The sequence below is a fragment of the Gottfriedia acidiceleris genome, assembly GCF_036421055.1.
GTDB classification, from domain to species: domain Bacteria; phylum Bacillota; class Bacilli; order Bacillales; family Bacillaceae_G; genus Gottfriedia; species Gottfriedia acidiceleris_C.
Genome location: NZ_JAZGQS010000004.1, coordinates 226331 through 251300, shown reverse-complemented (window position 1 = coordinate 251300; position 24970 = coordinate 226331). Strand labels below are relative to the sequence as shown.

The 24970-nt window shown below is 32.1% G+C and carries 32 protein-coding genes; 9 read left to right on the top strand and 23 right to left on the bottom strand.

What is annotated here, in order from left to right; genetic code table 11:
• Nucleotides 1-109: 109 nt before the first annotated feature.
• The 3 genes from RAH41_RS08410 to RAH41_RS08400 all read right to left on the bottom strand — a co-directional run bounded on the left by RAH41_RS08410 (nucleotide 110) and on the right by RAH41_RS08400 (nucleotide 2146).
• Nucleotides 110-487: a hypothetical protein gene (locus tag RAH41_RS08410; RefSeq protein WP_331221815.1), complete on the bottom strand. Its 378-nt coding sequence runs from the start codon at nucleotides 485-487 to the stop codon at nucleotides 110-112.
• Between the two features lie 231 nt (nucleotides 488-718).
• Entirely contained in the window at nucleotides 719-1483 is a 765-nt protein-coding gene (locus tag RAH41_RS08405; RefSeq protein ID WP_331221814.1) for a MerR family transcriptional regulator, read from the bottom strand.
• Nucleotides 1484-1645: 162 nt separating this feature from the next.
• On the bottom strand, nucleotides 1646-2146 hold the full coding sequence (locus tag RAH41_RS08400; RefSeq protein WP_331221813.1) for a hypothetical protein: 501 nt from the start codon (nucleotides 2144-2146) through the stop codon (nucleotides 1646-1648).
• Nucleotides 2147-2361: 215 nt separating this feature from the next.
• Between RAH41_RS08400 and RAH41_RS08395 the strand changes: the two genes are divergently transcribed.
• Nucleotides 2362-2799, top strand: coding sequence for an SET domain-containing protein (locus RAH41_RS08395; RefSeq protein ID WP_331221812.1), 438 nt, complete (start codon nucleotides 2362-2364; stop codon nucleotides 2797-2799).
• A gap of 18 nt (nucleotides 2800-2817) precedes the next feature.
• On the opposite strand, the gene RAH41_RS08390 is transcribed toward RAH41_RS08395, so the two are convergent.
• The 3 genes from RAH41_RS08390 to RAH41_RS08380 are packed head-to-tail and all read right to left on the bottom strand — an operon-like array spanning nucleotide 2818 to nucleotide 5561.
• Nucleotides 2818-3345, bottom strand: a complete 528-nt coding sequence (locus RAH41_RS08390) for a chromate transporter (protein WP_331221811.1) — start codon at nucleotides 3343-3345, stop codon at nucleotides 2818-2820.
• Nucleotides 3342-3923 carry a chromate transporter gene (locus RAH41_RS08385; RefSeq protein ID WP_331221809.1) on the bottom strand — a complete coding sequence of 194 codons (582 nt, stop codon included), beginning with the start codon at nucleotides 3921-3923 and terminating at the stop codon, nucleotides 3342-3344. Before RAH41_RS08385 ends, RAH41_RS08390 begins: the two co-directional genes overlap by 4 nt.
• A 21-nt stretch (nucleotides 3924-3944) precedes the next feature.
• On the bottom strand, nucleotides 3945-5561 hold the full coding sequence (locus RAH41_RS08380; RefSeq protein ID WP_331221807.1) for a gamma-glutamyltransferase family protein: 1617 nt from the start codon (nucleotides 5559-5561) through the stop codon (nucleotides 3945-3947).
• Nucleotides 5562-5996: 435 nt separating this feature from the next.
• On the opposite strand from RAH41_RS08380, the gene RAH41_RS08375 reads away from it, so the two are divergent.
• Entirely contained in the window at nucleotides 5997-6677 is a 681-nt protein-coding gene (locus RAH41_RS08375) for an N-acetylmuramoyl-L-alanine amidase (protein WP_331221806.1), read from the top strand.
• A gap of 110 nt (nucleotides 6678-6787) precedes the next feature.
• Here the strand turns inward: RAH41_RS08375 and RAH41_RS08370 are convergent, their stop codons facing one another.
• Entirely contained in the window at nucleotides 6788-8026 is a 1239-nt protein-coding gene (locus tag RAH41_RS08370) for a DNA polymerase IV (protein ID WP_331221805.1), read from the bottom strand.
• Nucleotides 8027-8537: 511 nt separating this feature from the next.
• Here RAH41_RS08370 and RAH41_RS08365 point away from each other — a divergent pair.
• Both RAH41_RS08365 and RAH41_RS08360 read left to right on the top strand, forming a co-directional pair.
• Complete coding sequence (locus RAH41_RS08365) at nucleotides 8538-8915, top strand: hypothetical protein (RefSeq protein WP_025672250.1); 378 nt, start codon at nucleotides 8538-8540, stop codon at nucleotides 8913-8915.
• 19 nt (nucleotides 8916-8934) lie between these two features.
• Entirely contained in the window at nucleotides 8935-9351 is a 417-nt protein-coding gene (locus RAH41_RS08360) for a thiol-disulfide oxidoreductase DCC family protein (protein WP_331221804.1), read from the top strand.
• A gap of 50 nt (nucleotides 9352-9401) precedes the next feature.
• On the opposite strand, the gene RAH41_RS08355 is transcribed toward RAH41_RS08360, so the two are convergent.
• On the bottom strand, nucleotides 9402-9566 hold the full coding sequence (locus tag RAH41_RS08355) for a hypothetical protein (protein WP_331221992.1): 165 nt from the start codon (nucleotides 9564-9566) through the stop codon (nucleotides 9402-9404).
• A 250-nt stretch (nucleotides 9567-9816) separates the two neighbouring features.
• On the opposite strand from RAH41_RS08355, the gene RAH41_RS08350 reads away from it, so the two are divergent.
• Nucleotides 9817-10101: a YiaA/YiaB family inner membrane protein gene (locus RAH41_RS08350; RefSeq protein WP_098847085.1), complete on the top strand. Its 285-nt coding sequence runs from the start codon at nucleotides 9817-9819 to the stop codon at nucleotides 10099-10101.
• A 49-nt stretch (nucleotides 10102-10150) separates the two neighbouring features.
• Here the strand turns inward: RAH41_RS08350 and RAH41_RS08345 are convergent, their stop codons facing one another.
• The 3 genes from RAH41_RS08345 to RAH41_RS08335 form a co-directional block, all read right to left on the bottom strand.
• Complete coding sequence (locus RAH41_RS08345; RefSeq protein ID WP_331221802.1) at nucleotides 10151-11491, bottom strand: glycosyltransferase; 1341 nt, start codon at nucleotides 11489-11491, stop codon at nucleotides 10151-10153.
• A 135-nt stretch (nucleotides 11492-11626) separates the two neighbouring features.
• Nucleotides 11627-11821: a DNA-binding protein gene (locus RAH41_RS08340; RefSeq protein WP_331221801.1), complete on the bottom strand. Its 195-nt coding sequence runs from the start codon at nucleotides 11819-11821 to the stop codon at nucleotides 11627-11629.
• 17 nt (nucleotides 11822-11838) lie between these two features.
• Complete coding sequence (locus RAH41_RS08335) at nucleotides 11839-12522, bottom strand: alpha/beta hydrolase (RefSeq protein WP_331221799.1); 684 nt, start codon at nucleotides 12520-12522, stop codon at nucleotides 11839-11841.
• 193 nt (nucleotides 12523-12715) lie between these two features.
• Between RAH41_RS08335 and RAH41_RS08330 the strand changes: the two genes are divergently transcribed.
• Nucleotides 12716-13312, top strand: coding sequence for a DedA family protein (locus RAH41_RS08330; protein ID WP_331221797.1), 597 nt, complete (start codon nucleotides 12716-12718; stop codon nucleotides 13310-13312).
• Nucleotides 13313-13618: 306 nt separating this feature from the next.
• Here the strand turns inward: RAH41_RS08330 and RAH41_RS08325 are convergent, their stop codons facing one another.
• From RAH41_RS08325 to mce, 3 genes are read right to left on the bottom strand one after another with little or no spacing between them, the layout of a single operon-like run.
• Nucleotides 13619-14737 (bottom strand): M20/M25/M40 family metallo-hydrolase, encoded by a 1119-nt coding sequence (locus RAH41_RS08325; protein WP_331221796.1) that lies wholly within the window; start codon nucleotides 14735-14737, stop codon nucleotides 13619-13621.
• Between the two features lie 38 nt (nucleotides 14738-14775).
• The gene (locus RAH41_RS08320) at nucleotides 14776-16317 is read right to left on the bottom strand and encodes an acyl-CoA carboxylase subunit beta (RefSeq protein ID WP_331221794.1); all 1542 of its coding nucleotides are present in this window, start codon (nucleotides 16315-16317) and stop codon (nucleotides 14776-14778) included.
• Complete coding sequence (gene mce / locus RAH41_RS08315; protein WP_331221792.1) at nucleotides 16304-16723, bottom strand: methylmalonyl-CoA epimerase; 420 nt, start codon at nucleotides 16721-16723, stop codon at nucleotides 16304-16306. The genes RAH41_RS08320 and mce overlap by 14 nt, the downstream gene beginning before the upstream one ends.
• A gap of 441 nt (nucleotides 16724-17164) precedes the next feature.
• Between mce and RAH41_RS08310 the strand changes: the two genes are divergently transcribed.
• Both RAH41_RS08310 and prli42 read left to right on the top strand, forming a co-directional pair.
• Nucleotides 17165-18826 carry a M4 family metallopeptidase gene (locus tag RAH41_RS08310; protein ID WP_331221790.1) on the top strand — a complete coding sequence of 554 codons (1662 nt, stop codon included), beginning with the start codon at nucleotides 17165-17167 and terminating at the stop codon, nucleotides 18824-18826.
• A 242-nt stretch (nucleotides 18827-19068) separates the two neighbouring features.
• On the top strand, nucleotides 19069-19161 hold the full coding sequence (gene prli42, locus RAH41_RS08305) for a stressosome-associated protein Prli42 (protein WP_156339731.1): 93 nt from the start codon (nucleotides 19069-19071) through the stop codon (nucleotides 19159-19161).
• A 70-nt stretch (nucleotides 19162-19231) separates the two neighbouring features.
• Here prli42 and RAH41_RS08300 read toward each other — a convergent pair whose 3' ends face one another.
• The 9 genes from RAH41_RS08300 to RAH41_RS08260 all read right to left on the bottom strand — a co-directional run bounded on the left by RAH41_RS08300 (nucleotide 19232) and on the right by RAH41_RS08260 (nucleotide 24548).
• Nucleotides 19232-19747, bottom strand: a complete 516-nt coding sequence (locus RAH41_RS08300) for a L,D-transpeptidase (RefSeq protein WP_331221788.1) — start codon at nucleotides 19745-19747, stop codon at nucleotides 19232-19234.
• A 22-nt stretch (nucleotides 19748-19769) separates the two neighbouring features.
• The gene (locus RAH41_RS08295) at nucleotides 19770-20765 is read right to left on the bottom strand and encodes an aromatic acid exporter family protein (RefSeq protein ID WP_331221787.1); all 996 of its coding nucleotides are present in this window, start codon (nucleotides 20763-20765) and stop codon (nucleotides 19770-19772) included.
• Between the two features lie 224 nt (nucleotides 20766-20989).
• Nucleotides 20990-21502 carry a hypothetical protein gene (locus tag RAH41_RS08290; RefSeq protein ID WP_331221986.1) on the bottom strand — a complete coding sequence of 171 codons (513 nt, stop codon included), beginning with the start codon at nucleotides 21500-21502 and terminating at the stop codon, nucleotides 20990-20992.
• The gene (locus RAH41_RS08285) at nucleotides 21423-22652 is read right to left on the bottom strand and encodes an FtsK/SpoIIIE domain-containing protein (RefSeq protein ID WP_331221786.1); all 1230 of its coding nucleotides are present in this window, start codon (nucleotides 22650-22652) and stop codon (nucleotides 21423-21425) included. Before RAH41_RS08285 ends, RAH41_RS08290 begins: the two co-directional genes overlap by 80 nt.
• Nucleotides 22653-22866: 214 nt before the next feature.
• Nucleotides 22867-23070: a hypothetical protein gene (locus tag RAH41_RS08280; RefSeq protein WP_331221785.1), complete on the bottom strand. Its 204-nt coding sequence runs from the start codon at nucleotides 23068-23070 to the stop codon at nucleotides 22867-22869.
• Complete coding sequence (locus RAH41_RS08275) at nucleotides 23070-23252, bottom strand: hypothetical protein (protein WP_331221784.1); 183 nt, start codon at nucleotides 23250-23252, stop codon at nucleotides 23070-23072. The genes RAH41_RS08280 and RAH41_RS08275 overlap by 1 nt, the downstream gene beginning before the upstream one ends.
• Before the next feature lies 1 nt (nucleotide 23253).
• Nucleotides 23254-23571: a DUF7678 domain-containing protein gene (locus tag RAH41_RS08270; protein ID WP_331221782.1), complete on the bottom strand. Its 318-nt coding sequence runs from the start codon at nucleotides 23569-23571 to the stop codon at nucleotides 23254-23256.
• Nucleotides 23572-23581: 10 nt separating this feature from the next.
• A complete protein-coding gene (locus RAH41_RS08265) occupies nucleotides 23582-23770 on the bottom strand; it encodes a hypothetical protein (RefSeq protein WP_331221781.1) in 189 nt (62 codons plus the stop codon).
• Nucleotides 23748-24548 (bottom strand): ParM/StbA family protein, encoded by an 801-nt coding sequence (locus tag RAH41_RS08260; protein ID WP_331221780.1) that lies wholly within the window; start codon nucleotides 24546-24548, stop codon nucleotides 23748-23750. The genes RAH41_RS08265 and RAH41_RS08260 overlap by 23 nt, the downstream gene beginning before the upstream one ends.
• Before the next feature lie 170 nt (nucleotides 24549-24718).
• On the opposite strand from RAH41_RS08260, the gene RAH41_RS08255 reads away from it, so the two are divergent.
• On the top strand, nucleotides 24719-24913 hold the full coding sequence (locus tag RAH41_RS08255) for a helix-turn-helix transcriptional regulator (protein WP_331221778.1): 195 nt from the start codon (nucleotides 24719-24721) through the stop codon (nucleotides 24911-24913).
• Nucleotides 24914-24970: the final 57 nt, after the last annotated feature.

Here is a 24970-nt window from a genome sequence, read left to right as displayed (position 1 = left end):
CTATAAACTAAAGAATTTTCTACACTCCTTATCTGATCGCCAACAAACTAAAAAGTATTACATCATATTATGAAGTAATACTTTTTGCTGTTTCCCTAAGCAAAAACCTTTAGAAAAATACTTTTATTAAAGTATACATAGTGACGATTGCTAATATAAAAACTAAAATTGGTATTAAAATTCGGATAAAAGTTGAAGGCATTCGATATCTTCTATAAGTATCCTCTATACAAATTATACATAGTAAATAAATTAATCCAGATATGATTGCTCTAGCCAAATCAAAATTCCCAAGTGATTTAATGGTGTGATTAACATGCTGAAATATATAAAATTGTACAAGATTAAAAATTAAAAATAATAAAAAATAATAAAATACACTTAATAGATAAGTACTAAATTTTATTTTTTCACGCTCAATATTTTGACGCTTTCTAATAAAGCGCTTCTTATGTCGCTCTTTCCTCGGTATAAATTGTTCGTCCATTTTAGTACATCCTTAGTTTAAAAATTGAATTATTTAAATCAAATTCTTACCTATATTGTACAGAAACATTCCATTATTTAAAAATTTATAATACTTCTCTTCAAAATTTACGTCAAACTAAATAATCATAAAAATAATTATACCAAATTTCATTGAATACATTTACTACTTTTTTCCAAAAAAATATAAAAAAAGTGTACATAGAAAGAATCTAAGTACACCATTCCAAAATTAATTTGTATGTTGCGTGTAAATATGAATTGCATCTCTTAAAAATTCAGCAGTTCCAGGTTGTTCCTTATCGTAATGTGCTCTAAAGCGCTCATCGTCTACATACATTTGCGCTAAGCCCGCGTGCGCTTCCTTACTATATTTGCTCCAATAAAAAGTTAACCATTGTTTATGCAAATCAGCTGCTTTTTGTGCAATTTCACTTGATGGATCACCTGTTTTAAATGCTTCAGCTAATGTTTTTGTTAATTCTTCAGCAAGACGTGTTACTTCTTTATGATCATCTTCTGTCATATTCATTACTTTTTGATTTGCTTTATTAACAACTTCATCTCCATATTTTTCACGTACTTCTTTTCCATATTTTTTTTCATTTTCTTCGATCATATCTTTCTTAAAACCTTCAAATTTTTCTTTATTTGACATTTTAATTTTCCCCTCCGTTTGTGCAATTGACTTTTCAACGTTTGAAATTAATAAATCCAATTGCTTTCTTTTATCAAGAAGCTTCTTACGATGCTCAGTTAACGCCTTGGCACTATTGAAATCAGGCGATGTAATTATTTCTTTAATATTTTCTAAATTCATACCAAGTTCTCTATAAAATAAGATTTGTTGCAAGCGATCTACTTCCGCTTGACCATAAATCCGATACCCCGATGAGTTAATTCTTGCCGGCTTAAGAATCCCAATCTCATCATAATATCTTAATGTCCTAGTGCTGATTCCTGCTAGAAGTCCAAGCTTTTGTACTGTATATTCCATTGCGACTACCTCCTGACATCTTTACAATACACCTTCACGCAACGTTAAAGTCAATTCAATATTTTATATTTTTTTAAGAATTTTTTGGGAGTAAGCTAAATGTTCCATAAAAAGCAAAAAACCCCCTCTTTTATGGGGGATTTTAGTTTGTAAGCATAATAATTATTTACCTGTGAATACTTTCATACCATTCATACCATTAAATGGTTTTCCACCGGGAGCGTGCAAATGACGAACTGCTAGTTTAAATCTCTTATTTGAAGGAATTTCTTGTTTGAAGGTTAACAAGAATGAATTGTTATCTCCTTGTACCTTTGTAATTGTAACTTGATTATTTGATAAAGCATTCCTTGCATTAAATTGACTTTTGCTTCCTAGAGATGCAATTCCGGTAGGGATTTTATCAGTTAAACTTTGAATCCAATAAAATGAAGCTTTTGTACCTAAATTAAGATCAACTTGTGAATCAAAAGTTACTAGAATCTGATTTGTTGAAACCTGGAAAATATCAGCTAGATAAGGAATTTTGTTTACAGTTTGGTTTGGCTTATATCCTTCGATTCGCAGAAATTCCTTTTTGCTAGTTGCATTTACCTGCTTATTTCCTGGAAGAATAGAAGACATTACAATCAATAAAATCATAATCTTATAAAAAAACTTCATTATAATCTGCCTCCCTATATATATATAACAATTTTATAATTTGATGTTTTGGCAAAATATATACTTAGATTTTTTTAATTTTATCAGTTTTTCATAGAAGACGTTTCTCAGTTTTACTACTTCTTTCTCTCGAAAAGTTAGATAAAAAAATTGATTTATATCTAAAATAGTGGCAAACTATCTATAAGACTTAAGAGAGAATTATAGGTGTAATTATGATTGAAATAAAAACTTCTACGTTGAGTGACGGTGAATTTAATCGAGGTGTCTTTGCAACACGTGATATTGCAAAAGGTGAGTTAATACATGAGGCGCCAGTTATTTCTTACCCGAACGAGGAACATGAACATATCGAGAAAACTTTATTAGCAGACTATGCATTTGAATATGGTATAAACCATTCAGCGATTCTTCTAGGATACGGAATGCTATTCAACCATTCTTATGATGCAAATGCAACATACGATATTAACTTTGATAATCACACATTTGATTTTTTCGCTTACAAAGACATTAAAGCTGGCGAAGAAATTTTGATTAATTATAATGGTGAAGTAGATAATATGGATCCACTTTGGTTTAATAAAGATTATGAAGAAGTTATGAGTAAGGAAAAAGAAAAAGAAAAAGAAACAGAAAAAGAAACCAATTAGTTGGTTTCTTTTTTATTTTTATAGATTAATGGCACCGTATATTAAAGCACCAAGTACTACAAAAGCCGGGTGAATTTTAAATTTTTCCATTAAGAAAAATGTACAAACTGCAATAAAAATAACTTGGAATGCTCCAATATTATGAAACGAATCAGAAAAAGATTGATATGTAAGTACGCCTAAAAGGACAACTATTGTCGGTTTTACATATGCTGTCATTCTCTTCACACGAATTGATTCACGATTTTTATAAAGAAGCCCAATTAGTAGAATCATTAACAATAAAGAAGGGAATACCGTTGCAAAGACTGCTGTAAAGGAACCAAAGATTCCTCCAATTTTATATCCAATATAGCCAGCCATTTTTGTGGCGATAGGTCCTGGTAAAGCATTTCCCATTGCAAACGCTTCATGAAATTCTTGCCCTGTTAACCAGTGTTTTTGTGTAACAACTTCATTTTGAATTAATGGGATTGTTGCGGGTCCTCCACCATATCCTAAAAGATTCGTTATAAGAAATGAAAGAAATAATTTCCAATAAATCAATTGTTTGTACTCCCCTTCCTCGTCTGATGGTCATTTGAGGAATTTGCTTTTACTGGTTGGAAGATTGCAAATAGTAGTAATCCACCAATAATAATCGCTGGGTGTATATGTAAAAATTGAATTAGAAACAAACCGCTAACAAGATGAATTAAGATAGTTGGTGTTTTCAATCCTTTTTTTGAACTTTGATAAAATTGCCATGTTAATACACCTAACATTACCCCTACAACAGGTACGATTGATTCCTTCATCCCATTAACCCATTTTATATCTTTAAAAGACGATAATGATGTTAAAAGTATAATCATTAAAATGATAGTCGGTAAAATCGTTGCAATGATTGCATTAAGCATTCCGATTAAACCACCAATACGATAACCGATATAACCTGCTAATTTTGTATTGATTGGACCCGGGAGCATATTTCCTATTGCTAATATTTCAGAAAACTCTTCATCTTTCATCCATTTATACGTATCAACGACTTCTTTATATACTAGAGGAATCGTAGATGGTCCTCCACCGTATCCTAAAATACTACTTCGAAAAAACGCGATAAATATTTCTAATTGTTTCATTCAATCAATTCCTTTTCATATTTACCAACTTGCTATACAACCATCCGTTCTTGATTCTGTTCCACCCATTAAAACGCCAGAATCTTCATTTCTCCAAATAATTTGGCCTCTCCCGAAACTTCCAGTATCCTTTGCAACGTTAATTTCATGCCCTCTAGCCTGTAACTCTTCAATAATCTCTTGAGGAAAACTAGGTTCAACTTCTACTAACTTCCCTTCAATCCATTGCCATCTAGGAGCATCTAAAGCTTCTTGTGGATTTAAATGAAAATCGATACTATTCATGATTACTTGAACATGGCCTTGAGGCTGCATATAACCACCCATTACACCGAATGGTCCAATTGCTTTATTATTTTTTGTTAAAAATGCCGGAATAATCGTATGATATGATTTTTTTCCACCAATTAAAGCGTTGGCGTGTTTTTCATCTAAGCTAAAATCACACCCCCTATTTTGCATTCCAATTCCAGTTCCAGGAATTACGATACCTGACCCAAAACCCATATAATTACTTTGAATAAAAGAGACCATATTTCCATCTCCATCAGCAGTTGCTAAATAAACAGTGCCTCCACTAGACGGTCTTCCCGGTAATGGTGTATGAGCAGTTTCAGTGATTCCTAAAAAGCGTTCTTTTCCATATTGATCACATAATAGGCTTTCTACCGAAGTCTTCATAAACTTTCGATCTGTTACATATTCCTTTCCACAAGCAAAAGCTAACTTCATTGCTTCAACTTGTTTATGATATGTAGTTACATTCTCTTTGTCATCAAACTGGTCATTTTTCAACATATTTAAAGTCATCAGTGCGACAATTCCTTGACCATTAGGTGGAATTTCCCATACATCATAGCCTCTATAATTTATGCTAATTGGATTTACCCATTCCGGTTTAAAAGACTCTAAATCTTCTTTAGTTAAAAAACCACCATATTGATTTGAAGAAGCAATCATTTTATCTGCAATATCACCTTTATAAAAATCTTTTCCATTTGTTTCGCCTATTTTTTCTAAAGTTATTGCATGATCCAGTGACGACCAAATCTCTCCTACTTCAGGAGCTCTTCCATTTGGAGCAAACGTATCAAACCAAGCAACAAACTCCTCAGAGTTTAACTCTTTTTTGTATATTTCATAAGCTTTCTTCCAAAACTTACCTAGTGTAGGTGAAATCGGAAACCCTTCTCGAGCATATTCAATTGCAGGTTGTAGTACTTCCTTTAACGAAAGTCTCCCAAACCGATTCGATAATTCTACCCAAGCAGCCGGAGCTCCAGGAACAGTTATCGGTATCCAACCATACTTAGGCATGCTTTCATACCCTAAATTTTTTACTTTATCAATCGATATATTTTTAGGTGCTGGTCCACTTGAATCTAAACCGTATAACTTTTCGTTCATCCAAACTAATGCAAAAGCATCTCCACCAATACCGTTTGAAGTAGGCTCGACTACTGTAAGGCAAGCAGCTGTAGCGATCGCGGCATCTACTGCATTACCACCCTTTTTTAATATATCCAGGCCCGCTTGTGCAGCCAATGGTTGGGAAGTAGCGACCATTCCATTTCTAGCATAAACCACATTACGATGTGATGCATAAACGTGTTCATTCGCTTTCATTTTTGTATACATATACTTTCCTCCTTGGCTCTTTTGCAATAGTTACCTTGGAAAACAGAATAACTTACTATTTAAATTCGACAATATTTTAGGATTCCCCTACTAAACTATCTATCAAAATAAAGAATCGATTAGAATAATGTCTAATTCAACTAAATATCTAAAATTTGATTATATACATTAGATGCTTGTCCACTTCAACTAAAGGCTACTTTGAATACATTATCATTAAGAGGGTCATTAGCAGATAAAACGCAATAATATTCTGTAATACTTCTAAAACTTTGTATAAGAAAGGAGGTAACGTTGCCTTATTGTTTGCTTTAAAATAATAATTTTAAGATATAATATTTACCCCCTTGGAATGTTAGACCAAAGGAGAGTAGCTTTAAGCAAATCGATCGAATAGGGGAGCAAACTACAATTTATGGCAACGAGATTATTATAATGTTGAAACTATATTTAGATCCAGGGCATGGTGGCTCTGATTCAGGTGCAGTAGGAAATGGATTAATGGAAAAAGACCTAACTTTGGATATCGCATTAAGAATAAGAGATTTATTGAATAACTATAATGACGTTGAGGTTAGAATGAGCAGAACTACAGATACTGATCGTTCTTTATCTGACCGCACTAACGAGGCAAACTCATGGGGTGCCAGCTATTTTTTATCTGTTCATATCAATTCATTTAATACAACAGCGTCTGGTTACGAGGATTATATACATGATAGTTTGTCAGATACGTCTACTTCAGCTCAATACAGAAACGATTTACATCCAGAAATCGTTAAGCTTAATGGACTAACTGATCGTGGTAAAAAGAAAGCTAATTTTCATGTATTACGTGAATCAAATATGCCAGCGATTTTAACTGAAAATGGTTTCATTGATAATGCAAGCGATGCTGCAAAACTAAAAGACCCTAATTGGCGTCAAAAAGTAGCACAAGGACATGTAAATGGATTAGTAAAAGCATTTAACTTAACTGCTAAGGCTAAGCCAGAAATGCATAGAGTAATCGTGGACGGAGTACAAGTCGGTGCATATCAAGATGATCAAAATGTACTGAATGCAGTGAAACAATATCTTCCTACAGCAACTAAAATTATTATTGAGAAAGTTTAAACGGTTATATTAACTATTTTGAAGACTGTCTAATTAATAGATCGTCTTTTTTTTCGTTAAAAAACGAAGGCAACAAAAAAAGGACCTTCAATTGAAAGCCCAACTACTGTTTACTCTGTAGATTTCAATATATCTAATATATTGTTTGAGTCAATTTTCTTTTTTTGTCTCCCTAAACTAATAACTTGTTCTCCGTATTTATTTTGCAATTTATGTAATGTTTCAATCAATGGTTCTTGTTTGGCATCCTTTTCAAAAGAAAAAAGATCCAATTGCTTTGATATTTCATCTTTTGGATTTAATTGTGATGCAGTTACTCCAATTAAACGTAATGGTTCTCCATTCCAATTTCTTTTCCATAGATCAAATGCCTCTTTAAAGATTTCATTAGCTTGTTGTACAGGTGTAGTAAGTTTTTTACTTCTATTAATTGTTTTTCGGTCACTAAATCGAAGTGTAATTGTCACTGTATCAGCAACTAACCCCTTCTTAATTAATCGTTCAGCTACTCGTTTAGATAGAGCTTCAAACTTTTCTCCAATAATTGGTTCCTCAAAAACATCAAATGAAAATGTCGTTGATTGGCCAATTGTCTTATGTGAAAGCATACGACTAGGATCGACTTCTCTCTCATCTATTCCATTGGCCTTATTTCTTAAGGATTTACCGTTTACACCTAATAATTCGTGTACTTGTTTTTCATTACTTTTTGCCAAATCTTCTATTGTAATAATGCCAATTTCATTTAATTTTTCTTCAGTTTTCTTACCAACACCATGCATCTCTCCTACTTTTCTAGGCCATAAAAGAGTAGGAACATCCCTCTTACGAAGAACAGTAATTCCTAGTGGTTTTTTCATATCTGAAGCTGTTTTTGCAAGAAATTTATTTGGACCAATACCGATACTACATGGCATATCAAGATCTTCTAACAACATTGACTGGATCAATTCAGCTATTTTAATTGGATGACCTAGTTTTTCATCACAATCAGTTATATCAATATAGCCTTCATCAATTGATGCCACTTCAATTTTTGGACTTATTGCACCTAATTTTTCAAATATTTGCCTTGAGACTTTTCGGTAAGCTTCAAAATTTGGAGTTTTCACAATCATCTCAGGACATTTTTTTCGAGCTTCCCATAATGGCATTGTTGCCCGAATTCCATAAGCTCGAGCTTCATAGCTCGCAGTTACAATAATTCCCCTGCGCTCTTTTTCATTGCCCGCGACAACTACTGGTTTTCCTTTTAATGATGGATCATTTGCTATTTCAACAGAAGCAAAAAATGAATTCATTTCAACATGTAAAATGACTCTTCCGCTCTTTGGTGCCCATTGATTCATTGAGTCACCTCCTATGCTAGTATAATATCAATTTTTTTATATTTCCTATTTACGTGTATTTATTGTTGAATAAAATTAAAACTGATAAAGTTTAAATCATATCTATTCTAATATCTAATTATTATAAACGTTTTTGTAATAAAGGAGAAAAGCTATGCAAAATAAAATTCAAAAAATATTAACGAATCTATGGTTTGATACACAACTTTTGACTGAACGACTTTTTATAGATATTTAGAAGATTAGTTCATATAAATTCTTTATGAGTAAGTAAATTTCATATTTTTGCTTTTTTACTTACTGATGAACTTTTTTAAGTATGTTTTATTCATCTTCATCCTTTTTTACTTACTCATGAACCTCCTATGAGTAATCATCATCATTTAATCATAAATTAAATAAATGTATTTTGAATACTCCTAGGCTCCTATTTACTTCTCATAAAGTCCAAAAAGAGATAAAATAAACCTATCTAAATTGTATTTTTTGAAATTAATGGAGGTTTTTTCTTTTGAGTAACGAAAATCAATCAATGTATGATTATATAGGGAAAGAAAAATTAGAAGAACTAGTGGATACTTTTTATTCTTATGTTTCAAAGCATGAGAGACTTTCACCAATATTTCCTGGTGATTGGGAGGAAACGGCACGTAAACAAAAGCTATTTTTAACACAGTTTTTAGGTGGACCACAATATTATAGTATGGAACGTGGTCATCCAAGAATGCGCGCACGTCATTTACCGTTTCCAATTACAATTGAATTAGCTCACGACTGGTTAGATTGCATGGGAAAAGCGATGGATGATGTCGATTTAGATGAAGAAATTAAAGAGCCTTTATTACAACATTTAAGAAATGTTGCTTACCATATGGTGAACCAAGAATAATCTTTTTAGGGGATATTTTATGGATGAGAGATCAATTATTTTATTTGATGGAGAATGCATATTATGCAATGGGGCTGTTCAATTTATTATTAAACATGACCAAAAAGGTTATTTTCATTTTGCCGCACTACAATCCTCATTCGGAGGAAATCTCAAAAAGGATCACCCCGAACTTAGTTCAATTGACTCGATAATTCTTGTACAAAATGGAAATATAAAAATTGAATCTTCAGCTGCACTTTCTATTGCAAAAAATTTAGAAGGTTGGCCAAAATTTTTCTATACTTTTATAATAATCCCAAAAACAATACGTGACTTTTTATATAGACTAATCGCAAGAAATCGTTTTAAATTTTTTGAAAAAAAACAAATCGTGTATGATCCCCTCAAAAGAAATAAGAGATCGATTTTATTTATAAAGTTCCTCTTCACTTGAAAGAACCACAAGGTTATCATTTCACCTTTTGGTTCTTTTTAGTTCACCAATTAACTTTTTATTAGAAATCTTGTTAAGGCAAGGCCTAAAAATCCAACTCCCATTCCAATTAGCCAACCTGAATGTGATTCATGTAATAAACTTCCAATGCCTCCACCTAGAAACATACATCCTACAAAAACGATTCCTCCAATACTAGTACCTCTATTACTCAATATCAGACCATCCTCTCCAAATAAATATAGCCTCTTTTTGTATTTCTCTATTTTTTATTTAGATTTCCCCTAAAAAATTCCAGTAATATTTTATAATTTACAAATTTATTAGAATTTTATTACTATTTCTTAACAAATTTTATATAATAATATCAGACAATAAGAATTTTTTGAAATTATTTCTATCTTTTTATAAGCATTTTTTAACGTTAAACAATTATGTAAAATCTTATCCGGAGCGTGATTAAATTTGCAGAAGCACAGACGTAGAAACACACCAGCATTTACTGTTTTAGCTTACTTTACATTAGTTGCAGGAGTATTCTTGTTTTGTATCGGACTTTATAATGCAGATATGGAATTAAACGAAAAAGGTTACTATATTGCAGTAATGCTATTAGTAGCTGTAGGCTCTATTTTAACTCAAAAGGTTGTTCGTGATAATGCTGAAGATGATGATATTATCGCGGATCAAGAAGTTCAATTAAAGATGAAGTTAGATAGCTCAACAAAGAAAGAAACAAATAATTTATAAAAAAGGGGATCACAAAAAGTACTTTGACTTTTGTGATCCCTTTTTGTTTTTATTCCCAAACTCGTTTTAATTTAAAGAATTCTTGAATATAGCCATAAAGTGAAACTGGTGACATAATCATTTGATAACATAATAGGAAGAACAGAAATCCTATACGATTATTTCTTATTCTTAAATTTAAATTACGGAATACATAGTTTTTCTGGTAAAAATAAAGGATTGAATAGCTAATAAATGTTAATGGGAGAACTAATAATGTCATTGGACCGACAATAATGTTGATTCCAAAAAACGCTAAAATCAAACCAGGAATCCAGCATAAAGTGTAAATAAAATCTAAGTAAACCATCATGAGATTAATACCAGTTAAATACTTTGTATAAATTTGTGGCTGTTGCCACGGTTTTATTTCAATCAGTCCTTCAACCATACCTCTTGCCCATCTTGATCTTTGTTTAGCAAAATGGCCAAAAGTTGTTGGAGCATCAGTAAATGCTACTGCTAGTGGTTCGAAATATACCTTCCATTGCTTTTGTAGAAGTCTCCATGTTAAAACGATATCTTCTCCAATTGCATCTGGCCAACCTTTAACTTCTTTTACACAATCAGTTTTATATAAACTAAAAGCCCCTTGTGCAACAAGTGTTCCTTGATATAATCCCTGAAGCCTTTTTATTGACGCAATTCCTAAGAAGTAGTCCCACTCTTGAATCTTAGTCCAAAAAGTTTCACGACTATTACGAACTAACATGGAGCCAGCAACAGCACAAACATCAGAAGGGCTACTTTTTATTCTTGAAACTAAGTATCTTACTGCAGAAGGATGGATTAATGTATCTGCATCTAATGTAATGACATAAGTTGTTTTTACATACTCCAAGCCTAAATTAAGTGCATGAAACTTACCTGGTTTTGGTTGATGTAATAAAGTAATCTTTGAATTCAACTCTTTTTTCGCCCTCATTACTTCCCGATCTGTACCATCAGTTGAATTATTATTAATTACGATAACGTTTATTTCACCAGTATAGTCTTGATCTGATATATATTTTAACGTATTAAAAATAGCACCTTCTTCATTATAAGCAGCCACTAATACAGTTACCGAATCACTTGGAAATTCATTTTTAAAATTCGGTTGGTTATCAAGTAGTAAACTTATGACTAAAAACGTGCTCATATAGCCTGGTATATAGGCAATACCACCTATTATGATAATTGCTACTGGCGTAGTAACAACCTCTGACAAATCCTTTACCCAAGGAATTGATATATAAATAGAAAAAAGTAACCAAGAAAATGAAATAAAATGGCTAATCCAAAATTTCTTATTTACAGTTAAATAATATCGGTTTCCTTTTTTTTGTATAGGAGTCAAGTTTGGTTTCAATAGCCTTCCTCCTTTTTTTAAATAACTCGATAAAGCTCATTATATCACTATAATTTATAATAATATCTAAGCAACTTTTGGTAAAAAAGAATTAAAAAGAACTGAAAATCAATCAGTTCTTGAGTCTACTCAATATTATTTTTTAAAAGATAATCCTTTCTCTTCCAATGCATTTTTAATTGTCATAATCGCCTTAGGTCCCATCCCATGTAATTTTAATACTTCCACTTCTCTTAATTGTGTGAATTGCTCCAAATGTAAGTAACCAGCTGAAGTTAATGCTCTAATAGCAGGTTTAGCTAATCCATTTGGTAGTGAATTTTCACTCATATAAAATCCCCTTCTTTTTAAAATTTTGTATTAAGCCAATTGATTATGTCGTTTTTCATACTACTTGTGATCGTATGATTTACATCCTTATATTTAAGTAAATCTATATCATCATTATGTTTTGTTGTTAAAAAATCCAGCTGCCCTCCTATTGGAATAACCAGATCCTGTTCGCCGTGTAAAAATAAAACAGGCTTTCTTATCGTACTTTCTTTAAATTTAGGATCATATTTTACAAACGTTTCCAATTCACTTTCATTTAATGGTACTCTACTATCTTTTTTACGAAAATCCTTCTCAGAATAAATAAAAGAACTTGATCCATTAACATTAATTAGTCCAGCATAACTATTATTTGTAAAAAAAATTCCACTTGCAATAAAACCACCCATCGAACTACCGAAGAGAATCGTATTTTCTTTATGCAAATTAAGCAGATAGATCATTTCATCTTCTTCATCAATTGTTTCAAATATCGTTTTCCAAAAATATGTTTGTAAAATCTCTTGATCGAAATGATTATTTAGGGCTTGTCTCGAATCATGGTATTTCATTTCGGGAATAACAACTTTAAAGCCTAATTCAGATAACTCTTTTCCAAGTTGTTTTTGTGATTCTATCGTTGAACCCCAACCATGAAACATGATGATTGTTTCTTTCCTACTAAATATACTTGGGGTTATTTCATAATAATTAATCATATTTCCCACCTAAATTTCATTAATTTCTATAGTAGTATTAAATCATTCTAATAATAACAAAATAATTTGAAATTTAATTGCCATATTTAAGAAAATACTATAAAATACTTTTGTTTGTATACAATGATATTATTTTTAAAATAAATTTTTGCCTATTTACTTCACGGGAAAAAATCGAGGATGTGTATGATCAATGGTTCAACATTTAAACTTATTAATTAGTCACTATGGTTATTTAGGCATCATTTTAGCATTAATAGGAGGAATTATTGGGTTACCACTACCAGATGAAATTCTTTTAGTATACATAGGTTATAATGTATTTATAGGTAGAATGTTATATTTACCTTCATTAGCTTGTGCGATTATTGGAATCATTTGTGGAATCTCATTAAGTTATATACTTGGATACATATTTGGTCTACCTTTACTTAATAAATATGGACCAAAAGTTCATATTACAGAGAAAAAAATTAAACTGACAAAGAACTTATTTACAAAATTTGGACCATATATTCTTATAATAGGATTTTTTATACCAGGAGTCAGGCATTTAACTGCTTATTTTGCTGCCATTAATAAATATTCTTATAGAAAATTTGCAACGTTTGCATTTATTGGAGCTATCCTTTGGGGATTCACTTTTATTACATTAGGAAAAATTTTTGGTGAAGAATGGGATAAAGTAGCGTCTATTTTTGCAAAGTATAGTTTAGTCATATTTTCATCTGCCTTATTGATTGCGATTGTATTCTTTTTCCTATATAGAAAACGTTTAACTACAAGTTAGAGTTAGTTTTTAGACTTCTTAACTATTTAAAAGACGAGGCATTGTTTTGTCTTTTTTGTTCGAAAATGAAAATCAATTGATTGTGGCTGATTTCCACACTGGATGCTCGCTTTCTATAGGGCATGAACTTTTAGTCTGGTCATTCCTGCTTTGTATTTCGCTTTTCTTAAACAGTGGTCTGTAAATATAATCTGAAAATAGCCATTAAAATTAGCAAAAATACTATTAAACTCCAAAGAATCGCAAAAAAAGAGGGCGCTTATTTATCAGTTTTCTGATCGATAAGACAGCCCTTTTTTTACTTAATTATTTAGCAACTTCTTCTACAATTGCAATGACCATTTCAGCAGTTTTTACTAACTCTTTAATTGGCATTCTCTCATTTGTCGTGTGGATTTCTTCATAACCGATTGCTAAGTTTACAATTGGGAAACCATGACCTGCGAATACGTTCGCGTCAGATCCACCACCACTTTGTTTTAATGCAGGAGTACGTCCAATTTTTTCTGCTGCACGTTTTGCAACTTCAACAACGTGGTCTCCATCACCAAATTTAAATCCTGGGTACATAATTTGAACTTCTACTTCAGCACGTCCACCCATTTCAGTAGCTGCTTCTTCAAAAGCCGCTTTCATTTTAGCTACTTGAGCTTCCATTTTTTCACCGATTAATGAACGAGCTTCAGCTAAAATATTCACTTGATCGCATACGATATTTGTTGCACTTCCACCTTCGAAACGTCCGATATTAGCAGTCGTTTCTTCGTCGATTCTACCAAGTGGCATTCTAGCAATTGCTTTAGAAGCAATCGTAATTGCTGAAACGCCTTTTTCAGGTGCAACACCAGCATGTGCTGTTTTACCATAAATAGTTGCAATTACTTTAGCTTGAGTAGGAGCTGCTACGATAATGTTACCTACTTCTTCATCACTATCTAGTGCATATCCAAATTTAGTAGTGATTAATTTTGGATCCATTGCTTTAGCACCATGTAATCCAGATTCTTCACCAACTGAGATAATGAATTGGATTTCACCATGCTCAATATTTTGTTCTTTAATGATTTTTACAGCTTCTAAAAATGCTGCAATACCAGCTTTATCATCTGCACCTAGAATTGTCGTTCCATCAGTAACGATATATCCATCTTTGATTGATGGCTTGATTCCTTTACCTGGAGTAACTGTATCCATATGACAAGAGAAGAAAATACCGTCAACGCCTTCTTTAGTAGCAGGAATTGTAGCAACAATATTTCCAGCACCGTGACCAGTAACACCCATCGTGTCGTCTTCAAAAACATTCATTCCAAGGGCTTCTAATTTTTGTTTTAAAACCTTTGCAATTTCAGCTTCAAACTTAGTTTCAGAGTCTACTTGTACTAATTCTAAAAATTCTTCGACTATACGTTGTTCATTTATCATTTGTGTTATGCCTCCATATTGAATATGTAAAAAAATGTCTACAAAGGTATATTACCATGTTTTTTTGCTGGGCGCTTTTCATTTTTGTTTTTTAAAACTTCTAATGATTGAATAAGCTTTTTTCTAGTCGACCTTGGATCAATTACATCATCAACTAAACCGTATTTTGCAGCAACGTAAGGATTAGAAAATTTCTCTTTATATTGATTCATCCATTCTGATCTTAACTCATCTGGTCGATTACTTTGAGAGATTTCTTTTCCATATAATATATTTACAGCACCTGCAGCACCCATTACAGCGATTTCAGCGTTTGGCCATGCAAATACTAAATCCGCTCCTATTGATTTACTATTTAATGCAACATATGCTCCACCAAATGCTTTTCTCGTAATGACTGTTACTTTTGGAACTGTTGCCTCAGAATACGCATATAAAAGCTTAGCACCATGTCTTATTATACCTCCATGCTCCTGTTTTACACCAGGGAAAAACCCTGTCACATCAACAAAAGTAATGATTGGTATATTAAAACTATCACAAAAACGAATAAATCTTGACCCTTTATCTGCTGAATGTAAATCTAATCCTCCAGCCATAAATTTAGGTTGATTACAAACAAGACCTACTACTTCACCATTTAATCTAGCAAATCCCACAACTAAATTTTTAGCGAAATCTTTTTGAACCTCAAAAAAGGAGTCATCATCTACTATCATTTCTACTATTTTTTTAACATCATAAGGTCGACTACTTTCATCCGGTATTAGCTCCATTAAATCATCTATATCTTTTTCAGTTTTCATTTTAATAGGTGCTTTTTCTTCCCAATGGGCTGGTAAATACTCCATTAAATTTCTAACAACGTTAAGGGCTTCTTCTTCTGACTCAGCTTGGAAATGAGCGTTTCCACTTATCTCATTATGGACTTTAGCTCCACCTAAATCCTCTGCAGAGATTTTTTCACCTGTTACACTTTCGATTACCTTTGGTCCAGTAATAAACATTTGGCTAGTACCATTAACCATAATAACGAAATCAGTAATTGCTGGCGAATAGACTGCACCACCTGCACAAGGCCCCATAATAACTGAAATTTGTGGTACGACCCCAGAATAAATCGTATTTCGATAAAAAACATGTCCATAACCATCTAAAGAAAGAACACCTTCTTGGATTCTCGCACCACCTGAATCATTTAAACCAATAATCGGAGCCCTACACTGTACTGCCATGTCCATTAATTGACTTATTTTTTTCGCATGCATTTCGCCTAAAGCACCACCGAACACAGTAAAATCTTGCGAAAAAACAAAGACTGTTCGATTGTTAATTTTTCCATAACCTGTAACAACTCCATCACATGCACCATTTTGTTCATCCATACCAAAATCTGAACAACGATGCTGGACAAAACTAAATAACTCAACAAAACTCCCTTCGTCTAATAGCATGTCTATTCTTTCTCGTGCTGTAAACTTTCCACGTTCATGTTGTTTCTCAATCCGTTCAAATCCTCCACCTTGCTCTATTTCAGATTTCTTTTCATATAGTTTATAAAGATCATCATACTTGCTCATGAAACTCCCCCCTTTTTTGAACAATTTCAATTAATACTCCGAATTGTTTAGGGTGTATAAAGGCAACTTTTGAACCCTCACTCCCATTACGTGGTGAATGATGGATTAAATTGAATTGGCGTTTTTTTAGTTCAAATAGTGATTTTTCGATGTCATCTACTTGAAAAGCAATATGGTGCAAACCTTCACCTTTTTTTTCAATATATTTATGTACAGGATTTATGGATGTAAGTGGTTGGATTAATTCGATATTAATTTTATTTGTTTTAAAGAATGCGATTTCCACACCTTGGTCTTCAACTATTTCTCGATATGAGTATGATAAACCTAAATCACCCTCATATTTTTTAATACTATCGTTTAAATTTTTTACACAGATTGCCATATGATCTATATTTGTGAACATTTTTTTGCCCTCTCCTTCAAATCAATGCTTTTTTTAGAAAAATATGAGATTTTTTATGTACTGTAATCTGTTCAAAAGTACATAAGCTATTATTTAAACAATATTCAAGAAAGTGGACAAACATGATTAAAAACGTAGCTATATACAACTGTATTTAAGAGATAACAATAAAAATGAAGCACTGATTTTGTATGATTGAACATAAAGCTAAACAGCAAAATTACTAGCAATTAAAAAAGTTCGACAGCATTCCCCTCACTTTTCTCTTTTAATAAAACAATATGACTATTTATCCTCAGAGTAGTTTAATAGACTCGATATAAAAGACTTATTTTTCCTAAAATAGTGCAATTATTGCAGTTTTTTGTAGTTTGAAAACCTACTAGATTACATGATAATATTAGCTCGTTATTACCATTTGTTAACTAGGGAGGAATTTAAGTGAACAAAAAAGTTTTGGCAGTTGGGTTATCTTTAGGATTAGCAGCAAGTAGTTTTTCAATAACAAATACATATGCAGCCCCCAAAAATGTATTATCTAGCTACAAGTATAATAAATCTGTAGGTTCTCCTGAATTTGTATCAGGACAGCTGACAAAATCATCAACTCAAAGTCCTGAGAGCATTGTACTTGGATATGTGAATGCAAACAAAGATAAATTCAAACTCGGTTCGAAATCCTCAGAAGAATCATTCATCATTAAGTCAAGTCAGAAAGATCTGTTAGGTACCGCTCTTCGACTGCAACAAGTATATAATGGTGTACCTGTTTGGGGTTCTACTCAAACAGCACTAGTTGCAGATGATGGGGTTTTAACAGCATTCTCTGGTACGGTAGCACCTAATCTCGATACGAAAAAAGGATTGAAATCTGAAAAGAAAGTAAATGCCAACAAATCAATTAAAATTGCAGAAGCCGATCTTGGTTATACTCCTATCTATGAAAAATCCCCTACAGCTGATCTAGTAGTTTATACAAATGGTGATGAAGCATCTTACGCTTATCTTGTAAACTTAAATTTCCTTTCTCCTAAACCTGGTAACTTTAATTATTTCATTGACGCATCAACGGGAAAAATATTAAATAGCTATAATAATTTAGATGAAGCAGATAGTAGTGCCCCTGCGACAAAACCAGGTGGTACAACAAGTAGTACGAATACAACTGGAACAGGAGTTGGCGTACTTGGTGATACAAAAACAATAAACATGACCTTATCAGGTTCAACTTATTATTTACAAGATAATACTAGAGCCCAAGGTGGTATTTTCACTTATGATGCGGCAAACCGAACACGTCTTGCTGGTACACTTTGGACAAGTCCGGATAACCTCCTAAATAGCACTTATGATGCAGCTGCAGTTGATGCACATTATTTTGCTGGATTAACATTTGATTATTATAAAAATGTTTTTAATCGTAATTCCTATGATAATAAAGGCGGTGCACTTAAATCGAGTGTCCACTATGGCCGAAATTACAACAATGCTTTTTGGAATGGTACGCAAATGGTTTATGGCGATGGTGACGGTACAACCTTTATTCCATTATCAGGGGGGATTGACGTTGTAGCACATGAATTAACTCACGCTGTAACAGAAACTAGCTCAAATTTAACTTACCAAAATGAATCTGGTGCACTAAATGAAGCAATATCTGATATTTTTGGTACTTTAATAGAGTTCTATAATAATAAAAACCCTGATTACGAGATTGGTGAAGATATTTATACGCCAAAAATTGCAGGTGATGCTCTTCGTTCGATGAGTAATCCAACTAAATATGGAGATCCAGATAACTATGCAAATCGTTACACTGGAACATCTGACAATGGCGGAGTTCATACAAATAGCGGTATTATTAATAAGGCTGCTTATTTAATTGCTCAAGGTGGAACTGCTTACGGTGTGACTGTTACAGGAATCGGAAATGATAAACTCGCTCAAATTTTCTATCGTGCAAATACTGTTTACTTAACAGCTTCCTCTACCTTCAGTCAAGCACGTGCAGCATTAGTGAAAGCAGCTTCTGACCTTTTCGGTACCAGCTCCTCTGAAGTAACTACAGTAAATAAAGCATTTGACGCTGTTGGAGTTAAGTAAAATATTCAATACATGTGAATAAAAAAGGATGTCTCGTAAGCTAAAAATGCTTGTGAGACCCTTTTTTATTTGGGTAAAAGAACGCGTATTTAATAGGGAATCTGATGAATCACGTTTAATCGAGAGAGTTACTAATTAAGTAGCTTAGACTGTAAAAAATATCCTACATGTGCTAAAATAGGACAACACTTGTATTATTCTAATTAATAAATTGTAATTCTTTAATATAAGGTGGTAATCACATGAGAAAAAAAACACAAAAGGTAGTCGTTATGATTATGTTAATATCAATGCTTGCTACTACTTTACTTGCAGGTATCGCTGCAATGTTATAAAAGGTCAAATAATATGGAAAAAGAGGGTTCATCATCAACATCTTTAGATGTTAATGGTGAATCCTCTTTTTTATCTGATCGCACCTTGTTCACGTGCTAGTTCTTCAAATGAACTTGATGATGTTGTGATTAACACTTTCGTTCCATATGGAATTTTATCAAAAAGTTCATTCACATCATTTGTATACATTCTTACACAACCGTTTGATATATATTTACCAATTGATGAAGGGTCATTATTTCCATGAATACCATAAATGGAACCATCAGTACCTAATGCGTCAAAACCAATCCATCTAGTTCCTAGGGGATTTTTAGGATTCCCACCCGGAATATTCTTTTTGCGCCAATATGGATTTTTGGCTTTATATGTAATATTAAAAATACCTTCAGGAGTTAAATCTGGTGTTTTTCCAGTAGCAATTCGATAAATCCTTAGGACTTTACCATCTTCTATATAAGCCAAATTATTTACTTTTTTATTAATAATAATAAAGGGTTCCCCTACCCTTGGATTTTGACCAAGAGGCCATACTGGACCAATTACTAAAAGTAGTGATAGAACTAGTTTAAGCAAATAAAGCAACTCCTTTTTAAATTCGCTTAGCTTATTTTCCCTTAAACCTTGATTTCATAATCAAAAAACTTTCCATTTCATTGATGATCGTTAAAACCGCTGCTCTAGTTTCAAAATCATCTGATGTTTGTGGTAGTGGCATTGCTCGAAACATATGATAGATTTCTTCTAACTGATGTAAGCATATAACGCCACTTATAATTGGATTTATTGAAAAGCTTAAATCATTAAAAAACTTGGATAAAATATGAGATTGTTCGTTACTCACTTTAATGTCACAGACCGTTTCAATAATACGGTGAATAATTTCAAGTTGCCTCTCTCTTAATAAAAAGTATTCATAATCTTCATCATTCGAAGATTTAAAATAATGATTATCGATTTCTAATTTAGAAATTCTTTTCGCTTCTTGAAGCATTTTTACTGTTTCATCGTATTCTTCTAAAAAACATTTAGTAGCTGGTTCTTTTAAATAAATAGAAATCTTCTCAAAAATAAAGCAAAATTTAGAATCAATTTGAACTTTATAGTTTTTTATTTGATCATCTAAACTGGGCATATATAAATTACAAAGTAAAGCTACTCCAATTCCTATTACAATTACAGTTAACTCATCTGCTATTATTGGAAGTGTAATTTTTTTAAGACCATATAGATGTAGCATGATAACTGCACTAGAAATGACTCCTTCCTGAATTTTAAGTTTTACTAAGCTTGGAATAAAAAATAAAAGTAATATTCCAATCGCTAAAGGTGTATAACCAAAAATATGAAAGAAAAAAATACAAAACAAGATAATCAGCAAGCATGCAGAAAACCTTCTCAATGCTGTATCTAATGAACGCTTTTTAGTAGTTTGTATACATAATATTGTTAATGTTCCAGCAGACGAGTAAAAATGAACCCCCACCGATTGTGCAATAAAAATTGCTAGTGCACTCCCTAACGCCGTTTTAACAATTCTTGAACCAATTCTAAACATAATATCACCTATTATCTTATGAATTATTGCCTTGTTTTGTTGCATGTTATATTCCCTTGTTTTATAAGGGTTTTGTGTTTTCGTTTTATTATCGCTTATTATTATTTCTCGTAATGTAATTTATATTTTGGATTCAAAATGGATTCACTTATTAATTTAATTTGTCATGTTTAACGTCATTCTTAAACCACATTTTCTCATCTTCTGACCATGCCATCTTATCACCAAAAATCCGTTCATAAATATGAAAGTCTTTCTTAAAACTTTCCCTAATAATCTATTACATAAACCTCACAAACGACTTGGTTCTTTCCAGCTATTTCTTCAAGTTTCTTCTTCCTGGATTCGCAAGTAGTAAAAAACCTAACCACAATCTTTTTCTTATTTTTACTTTCGTACAACTTATTTAACTCCCCATACATTTCTAACTTCTCTTTATTTTTAATTAATCTCTGTTGATTATCTATTTCGATACAGTACAAAGTATCTTTAATGTATTGAGCATCTGGAATTAAACTTCTTTTGTTACCTTTAATTGTTAATTCTATAGGTGTTTCTAAATACCATCGAGGAAACTCTAAAAACATCCAAGCTTGATTTCTTAATAATATATGCTCTATTTGATTACTCTTTTTAATTGGCTCAACTCCTACTTGTTCTGCTCCTTTTTTAGATAAATAAAAAACATTTTCATGATCAATTTTAGTGTTCAATAGTAAGTCGGAATCCATCATTTCTTTCAGTATCCTTTGGCTGTTCCTTGTTCCCTGTAATTTGTGTATCGCTTGTAGTTGTTTTCTTGTCGCATACTTCAGTACTGCCATAGTGTTTAAAATTTCGTACCATCTGTTCTCCTTTTGGAGTCTCTTTGATCTCATATTGCTCTAAAACCTCCCACATTTTCTTATTATCAATGAAAGGTACTTGTAATTCTGTACATATATCTGTTTTATAGATCGCTCTCCCTGGCAATCTAGGTAATTCTTCTAAACCATTTTCATCCATAGTAACTTGGCTTGCAATTTGAGTTGGTAATCTAAAACCAATCTTTGCATCTGCATTTTGTTTTATTTGTCTTGGTAAAGTGTCTGCTGTTGGATATTGCGTACAAAAGATTAATCTAAACCCTAAACCACCAGAAACTGCTGCAATGTATTCTAGCGCCCTTTGACAAGAACCTAACAAACTCTTTTGTTCTTTACTCATTGATCTATCTGGAGCTAATTGCGCTCCTTCATCCACTATAATAAAAGTACGTTTTTTAATTGAACTATCTCGAATATCTGTAAAATCATTAGCTTTCATAACTCTCATTCGTTCCTCGACTTGGCTTTTAATATGGTCCAGTACTTCTAAACATTCTAAAGGATTTTCTGCAATTGCTTTTACTTGTTTCAAATATTTAAGTCGAATATATTCTAAACCGCCTTTTAAATCCAAAATATAAAATTCTACATTTTCTGGTTGCTGCAATGTTAAATCAGTAATAGCATTTTTAAGAAATACTGTTTTACCGTATCGAGTCATTCCTCCACAAGTCATATGAGGTGTTTTTTCAAAATCATGATAAATGTAATCGTCTAATGATTTACCCATACAAACTTCCCAAGTATTATCTTTTAAGAATCTTGGTGACCAATCATAAAAAGTAGGCATTTCATGATGGAATACTTTTATTTCTAATAAGTAATTGTTGTATTCGACTAGGATCGGTTTATATAAACTTTCTGAAATGATTTCCTGAAACTTTTGAATTAATTTACTCGGAATCCCTAATGGTAAAGTAAAAATATAAGAAGTGTAATTTTCATGAACTTCTTTTCTAGTGTAAACAGGATACTTCAAAACATCTTTTTCTTTAACGCATATATTCGCAATTTTAAACAATCTTTTAATTTTCTTCTTATCTGAATTCATAAACTTATCAAACATAAAGAACCCCCTTAATATTCTGAATATTTTCGCCAGTTTTTTGAGGATGAGGAGAGAAAAGAAAAAAGAATAAGAGTCTTAATATCTATATAGATAGTTACGCTACAAACGAATATTAGAACGAATATAACCAATATTATTAGATAAACATTTTAACCATTCGCTTCTATCATTCTCCAAGTGTTTAATACTACGCATATTAAAACGAAAACATTTAAATAAGAATATGAACTAGCTTAACGAATACACCTAAGCCTACAAAAACGACTGTTACAGGATAACCAAATTTCAAATATGCTTTACGGATCTTACGCACTTTTTCAAGATGATCAAAATCAAAATTTTCTGCTACAGCTTCATATAGCAATACACCAAAACCAACTGCTGTTGCTCCAATTAATACTGTTGTAGCTGCCATTACATTTCCCCTCCATATTCATCAATGTTATAACCAATCTTAGTTAACCATTTATACACCTGGTTAAAAGGTGAATCTTCAAATAAATCTGCTGCTTCTTCAGTATCCATCCCCATACAATTATGATGATCTATAAAAAGGTCTTTTGTTTTCTCTCTGAATTCATCACTGTAAATATCCAATTTAGAACCCCCAATACTTTTTAACCTTAGAATAGTAACTATCAGTAGATGTAGGAGCGTTTTCTAATTCCTCAATTAATGGATCGTATAAATCGTATAAATGATGTTTCCAACTACCTTCTGTAACCCCCCCATCATAACCAACTACTTCATTAAGATCATTGTCATAAATACTAAATTTCTTCACTCTGCCATTCCTAAAACCAGATACTTCAGGATCATCAAATACTTTTGCTGTATATTCATAATTGCCAAATTGACCATAAAACCAAGGAGAATCTTCACCAAATCTTTTATCTTTCCTATAGGTAAACTTCATAAAATCACTCCTAACAAAAGGAATCAAGATCCTCATTTGTTTTCTTTACAGGTTTACTAATTGTTTTTACTCCCTCCATATCCATCTGGATCAATCGCTTAACATACTTACTAAAACTTCCTTGTTCTTTAGCGAAGTTATAAAGTTTAATTTCATACCTTTCTTTTAAGTTAAAACTAACCCCTTTTACCTCTCTCATGAAGCAACTCCCCTAACAAGTAAAGCCCAATAGCATTAGCAAACTTAGGTTCATTTTCAAATGGATAATGCACAAAAGAACCTGGAAAATTAAGATGTTTACTCACGCTTTCAGCCCCACCACCAATTAAATGCATTGAATCGTCTTCACTCCATAAACCTTTTAGCTTTGAATGTATTACATCAGCAATTAAAGCTGGATCTCCATCATTCATACCACCTTGAATAGTGAAGCTTTCTAAATCTATAAACTTACCATTCTTAATTGTTGCTCCGTTAATTGTTCCACTTCCAATATCAATGATTCTAGTTAAATATTCTTTTTCTGTAGTAAAGTAAGCTACAGCTCCTTCTGCAGATACTCCTACATTTTCAATATAAAACTCTTTTCTTCTGCCATTAACAATTAATTCATGATTGCCTAATAACATTGCTTTGAATTTCTCCTTTAACCTGTCTGTATGCCCTTTTATCGGTTGACTAACAGTTATATCAAATACATCACTTTCAAACTGATATAAAGCAATTAGAACCCTTAAAACTCCTTCATCATGCACTTTAGAAATTCCGTTCGCTTGTAACTTAAAACGACTTTCATTTTCTGCTAGATCTCCTAAGAAATAACGTTTCCCCCTCCATTCAATTTCCATATCATTTTCACTAAAACTACTAGTAAGTTTTCTTTCTCTCCATTCTCCTAAACAACTGTTAAATGCAATTGCTCCATTTGCAGCAGCAACCTTTATTTCTTTATTTCCTGGATCTACACCTATTCTCATAAAACCACCTCCAGTTAAACAGGTGTTAAACAAGACTAGCTAAATTTCGATTTGGTTTAACATCTGTTTTACACTTTATGTAGGTATTTGCCTAATATTGCGTGTACTAAAAAAATATTTTGAAAGGACAATCAGTTTTAATGTAGAATCCATTAAATTAGGTGATGAACATGAAAAATAGATTGAGGATTATACTTGCAGATCGAAAAATTAAAAAAGGGGAATTTGCTAAATTGATTGGTATAAACCATTCAACTTTAACTTTAATTCTTAAAGAAGAAAGTATACCCACATTACAAGTAGCTATGAGGATCGCACATAAATTGGATTTAAAAGTTGAGGATATATGGTATTTCGAGGAATAAAATTAAGTTTATAAATAAAAAAAGTTCTAAATCCCTTTAGGAGAATTTAGAACTTTT

Coding starts and splice junctions, on each gene's coding strand:
- RAH41_RS08255 (WP_331221778.1), top strand. CDS start 24,719: ATGAAAAATAGATTGAGGATTATACTTGCAGATCGAAAAATTAAAAAA.
- mce (WP_331221792.1), bottom strand. CDS start 16,723: ATGTTCACAAATATAGATCATATGGCAATCTGTGTAAAAAATTTAAAC.
- RAH41_RS08265 (WP_331221781.1), bottom strand. CDS start 23,770: ATGAGAGAGGTAAAAGGGGTTAGTTTTAACTTAAAAGAAAGGTATGAA.
- RAH41_RS08260 (WP_331221780.1), bottom strand. CDS start 24,548: ATGAGAATAGGTGTAGATCCAGGAAATAAAGAAATAAAGGTTGCTGCT.
- RAH41_RS08330 (WP_331221797.1), top strand. CDS start 12,716: ATGGTTCAACATTTAAACTTATTAATTAGTCACTATGGTTATTTAGGC.
- RAH41_RS08285 (WP_331221786.1), bottom strand. CDS start 22,652: ATGTTTGATAAGTTTATGAATTCAGATAAGAAGAAAATTAAAAGATTG.
- RAH41_RS08340 (WP_331221801.1), bottom strand. CDS start 11,821: ATGAGTGAAAATTCACTACCAAATGGATTAGCTAAACCTGCTATTAGA.
- RAH41_RS08370 (WP_331221805.1), bottom strand. CDS start 8,026: ATGAATCAATGGGCACCAAAGAGCGGAAGAGTCATTTTACATGTTGAA.
- RAH41_RS08270 (WP_331221782.1), bottom strand. CDS start 23,571: ATGAAGTTTACCTATAGGAAAGATAAAAGATTTGGTGAAGATTCTCCT.
- prli42 (WP_156339731.1), top strand. CDS start 19,069: ATGAGAAAAAAAACACAAAAGGTAGTCGTTATGATTATGTTAATATCA.
- RAH41_RS08385 (WP_331221809.1), bottom strand. CDS start 3,923: ATGAAACAATTAGAAATATTTATCGCGTTTTTTCGAAGTAGTATTTTA.
- RAH41_RS08395 (WP_331221812.1), top strand. CDS start 2,362: ATGATTGAAATAAAAACTTCTACGTTGAGTGACGGTGAATTTAATCGA.
- RAH41_RS08405 (WP_331221814.1), bottom strand. CDS start 1,483: ATGGAATATACAGTACAAAAGCTTGGACTTCTAGCAGGAATCAGCACT.
- RAH41_RS08360 (WP_331221804.1), top strand. CDS start 8,935: ATGGATGAGAGATCAATTATTTTATTTGATGGAGAATGCATATTATGC.
- RAH41_RS08380 (WP_331221807.1), bottom strand. CDS start 5,561: ATGTATACAAAAATGAAAGCGAATGAACACGTTTATGCATCACATCGT.
- RAH41_RS08280 (WP_331221785.1), bottom strand. CDS start 23,070: ATGGCAGCTACAACAGTATTAATTGGAGCAACAGCAGTTGGTTTTGGT.
- RAH41_RS08325 (WP_331221796.1), bottom strand. CDS start 14,737: ATGATAAATGAACAACGTATAGTCGAAGAATTTTTAGAATTAGTACAA.
- RAH41_RS08375 (WP_331221806.1), top strand. CDS start 5,997: ATGTTGAAACTATATTTAGATCCAGGGCATGGTGGCTCTGATTCAGGT.
- RAH41_RS08410 (WP_331221815.1), bottom strand. CDS start 487: ATGGACGAACAATTTATACCGAGGAAAGAGCGACATAAGAAGCGCTTT.
- RAH41_RS08335 (WP_331221799.1), bottom strand. CDS start 12,522: ATGATTAATTATTATGAAATAACCCCAAGTATATTTAGTAGGAAAGAA.
- RAH41_RS08295 (WP_331221787.1), bottom strand. CDS start 20,765: ATGCAACAAAACAAGGCAATAATTCATAAGATAATAGGTGATATTATG.
- RAH41_RS08400 (WP_331221813.1), bottom strand. CDS start 2,146: ATGAAGTTTTTTTATAAGATTATGATTTTATTGATTGTAATGTCTTCT.
- RAH41_RS08320 (WP_331221794.1), bottom strand. CDS start 16,317: ATGAGCAAGTATGATGATCTTTATAAACTATATGAAAAGAAATCTGAA.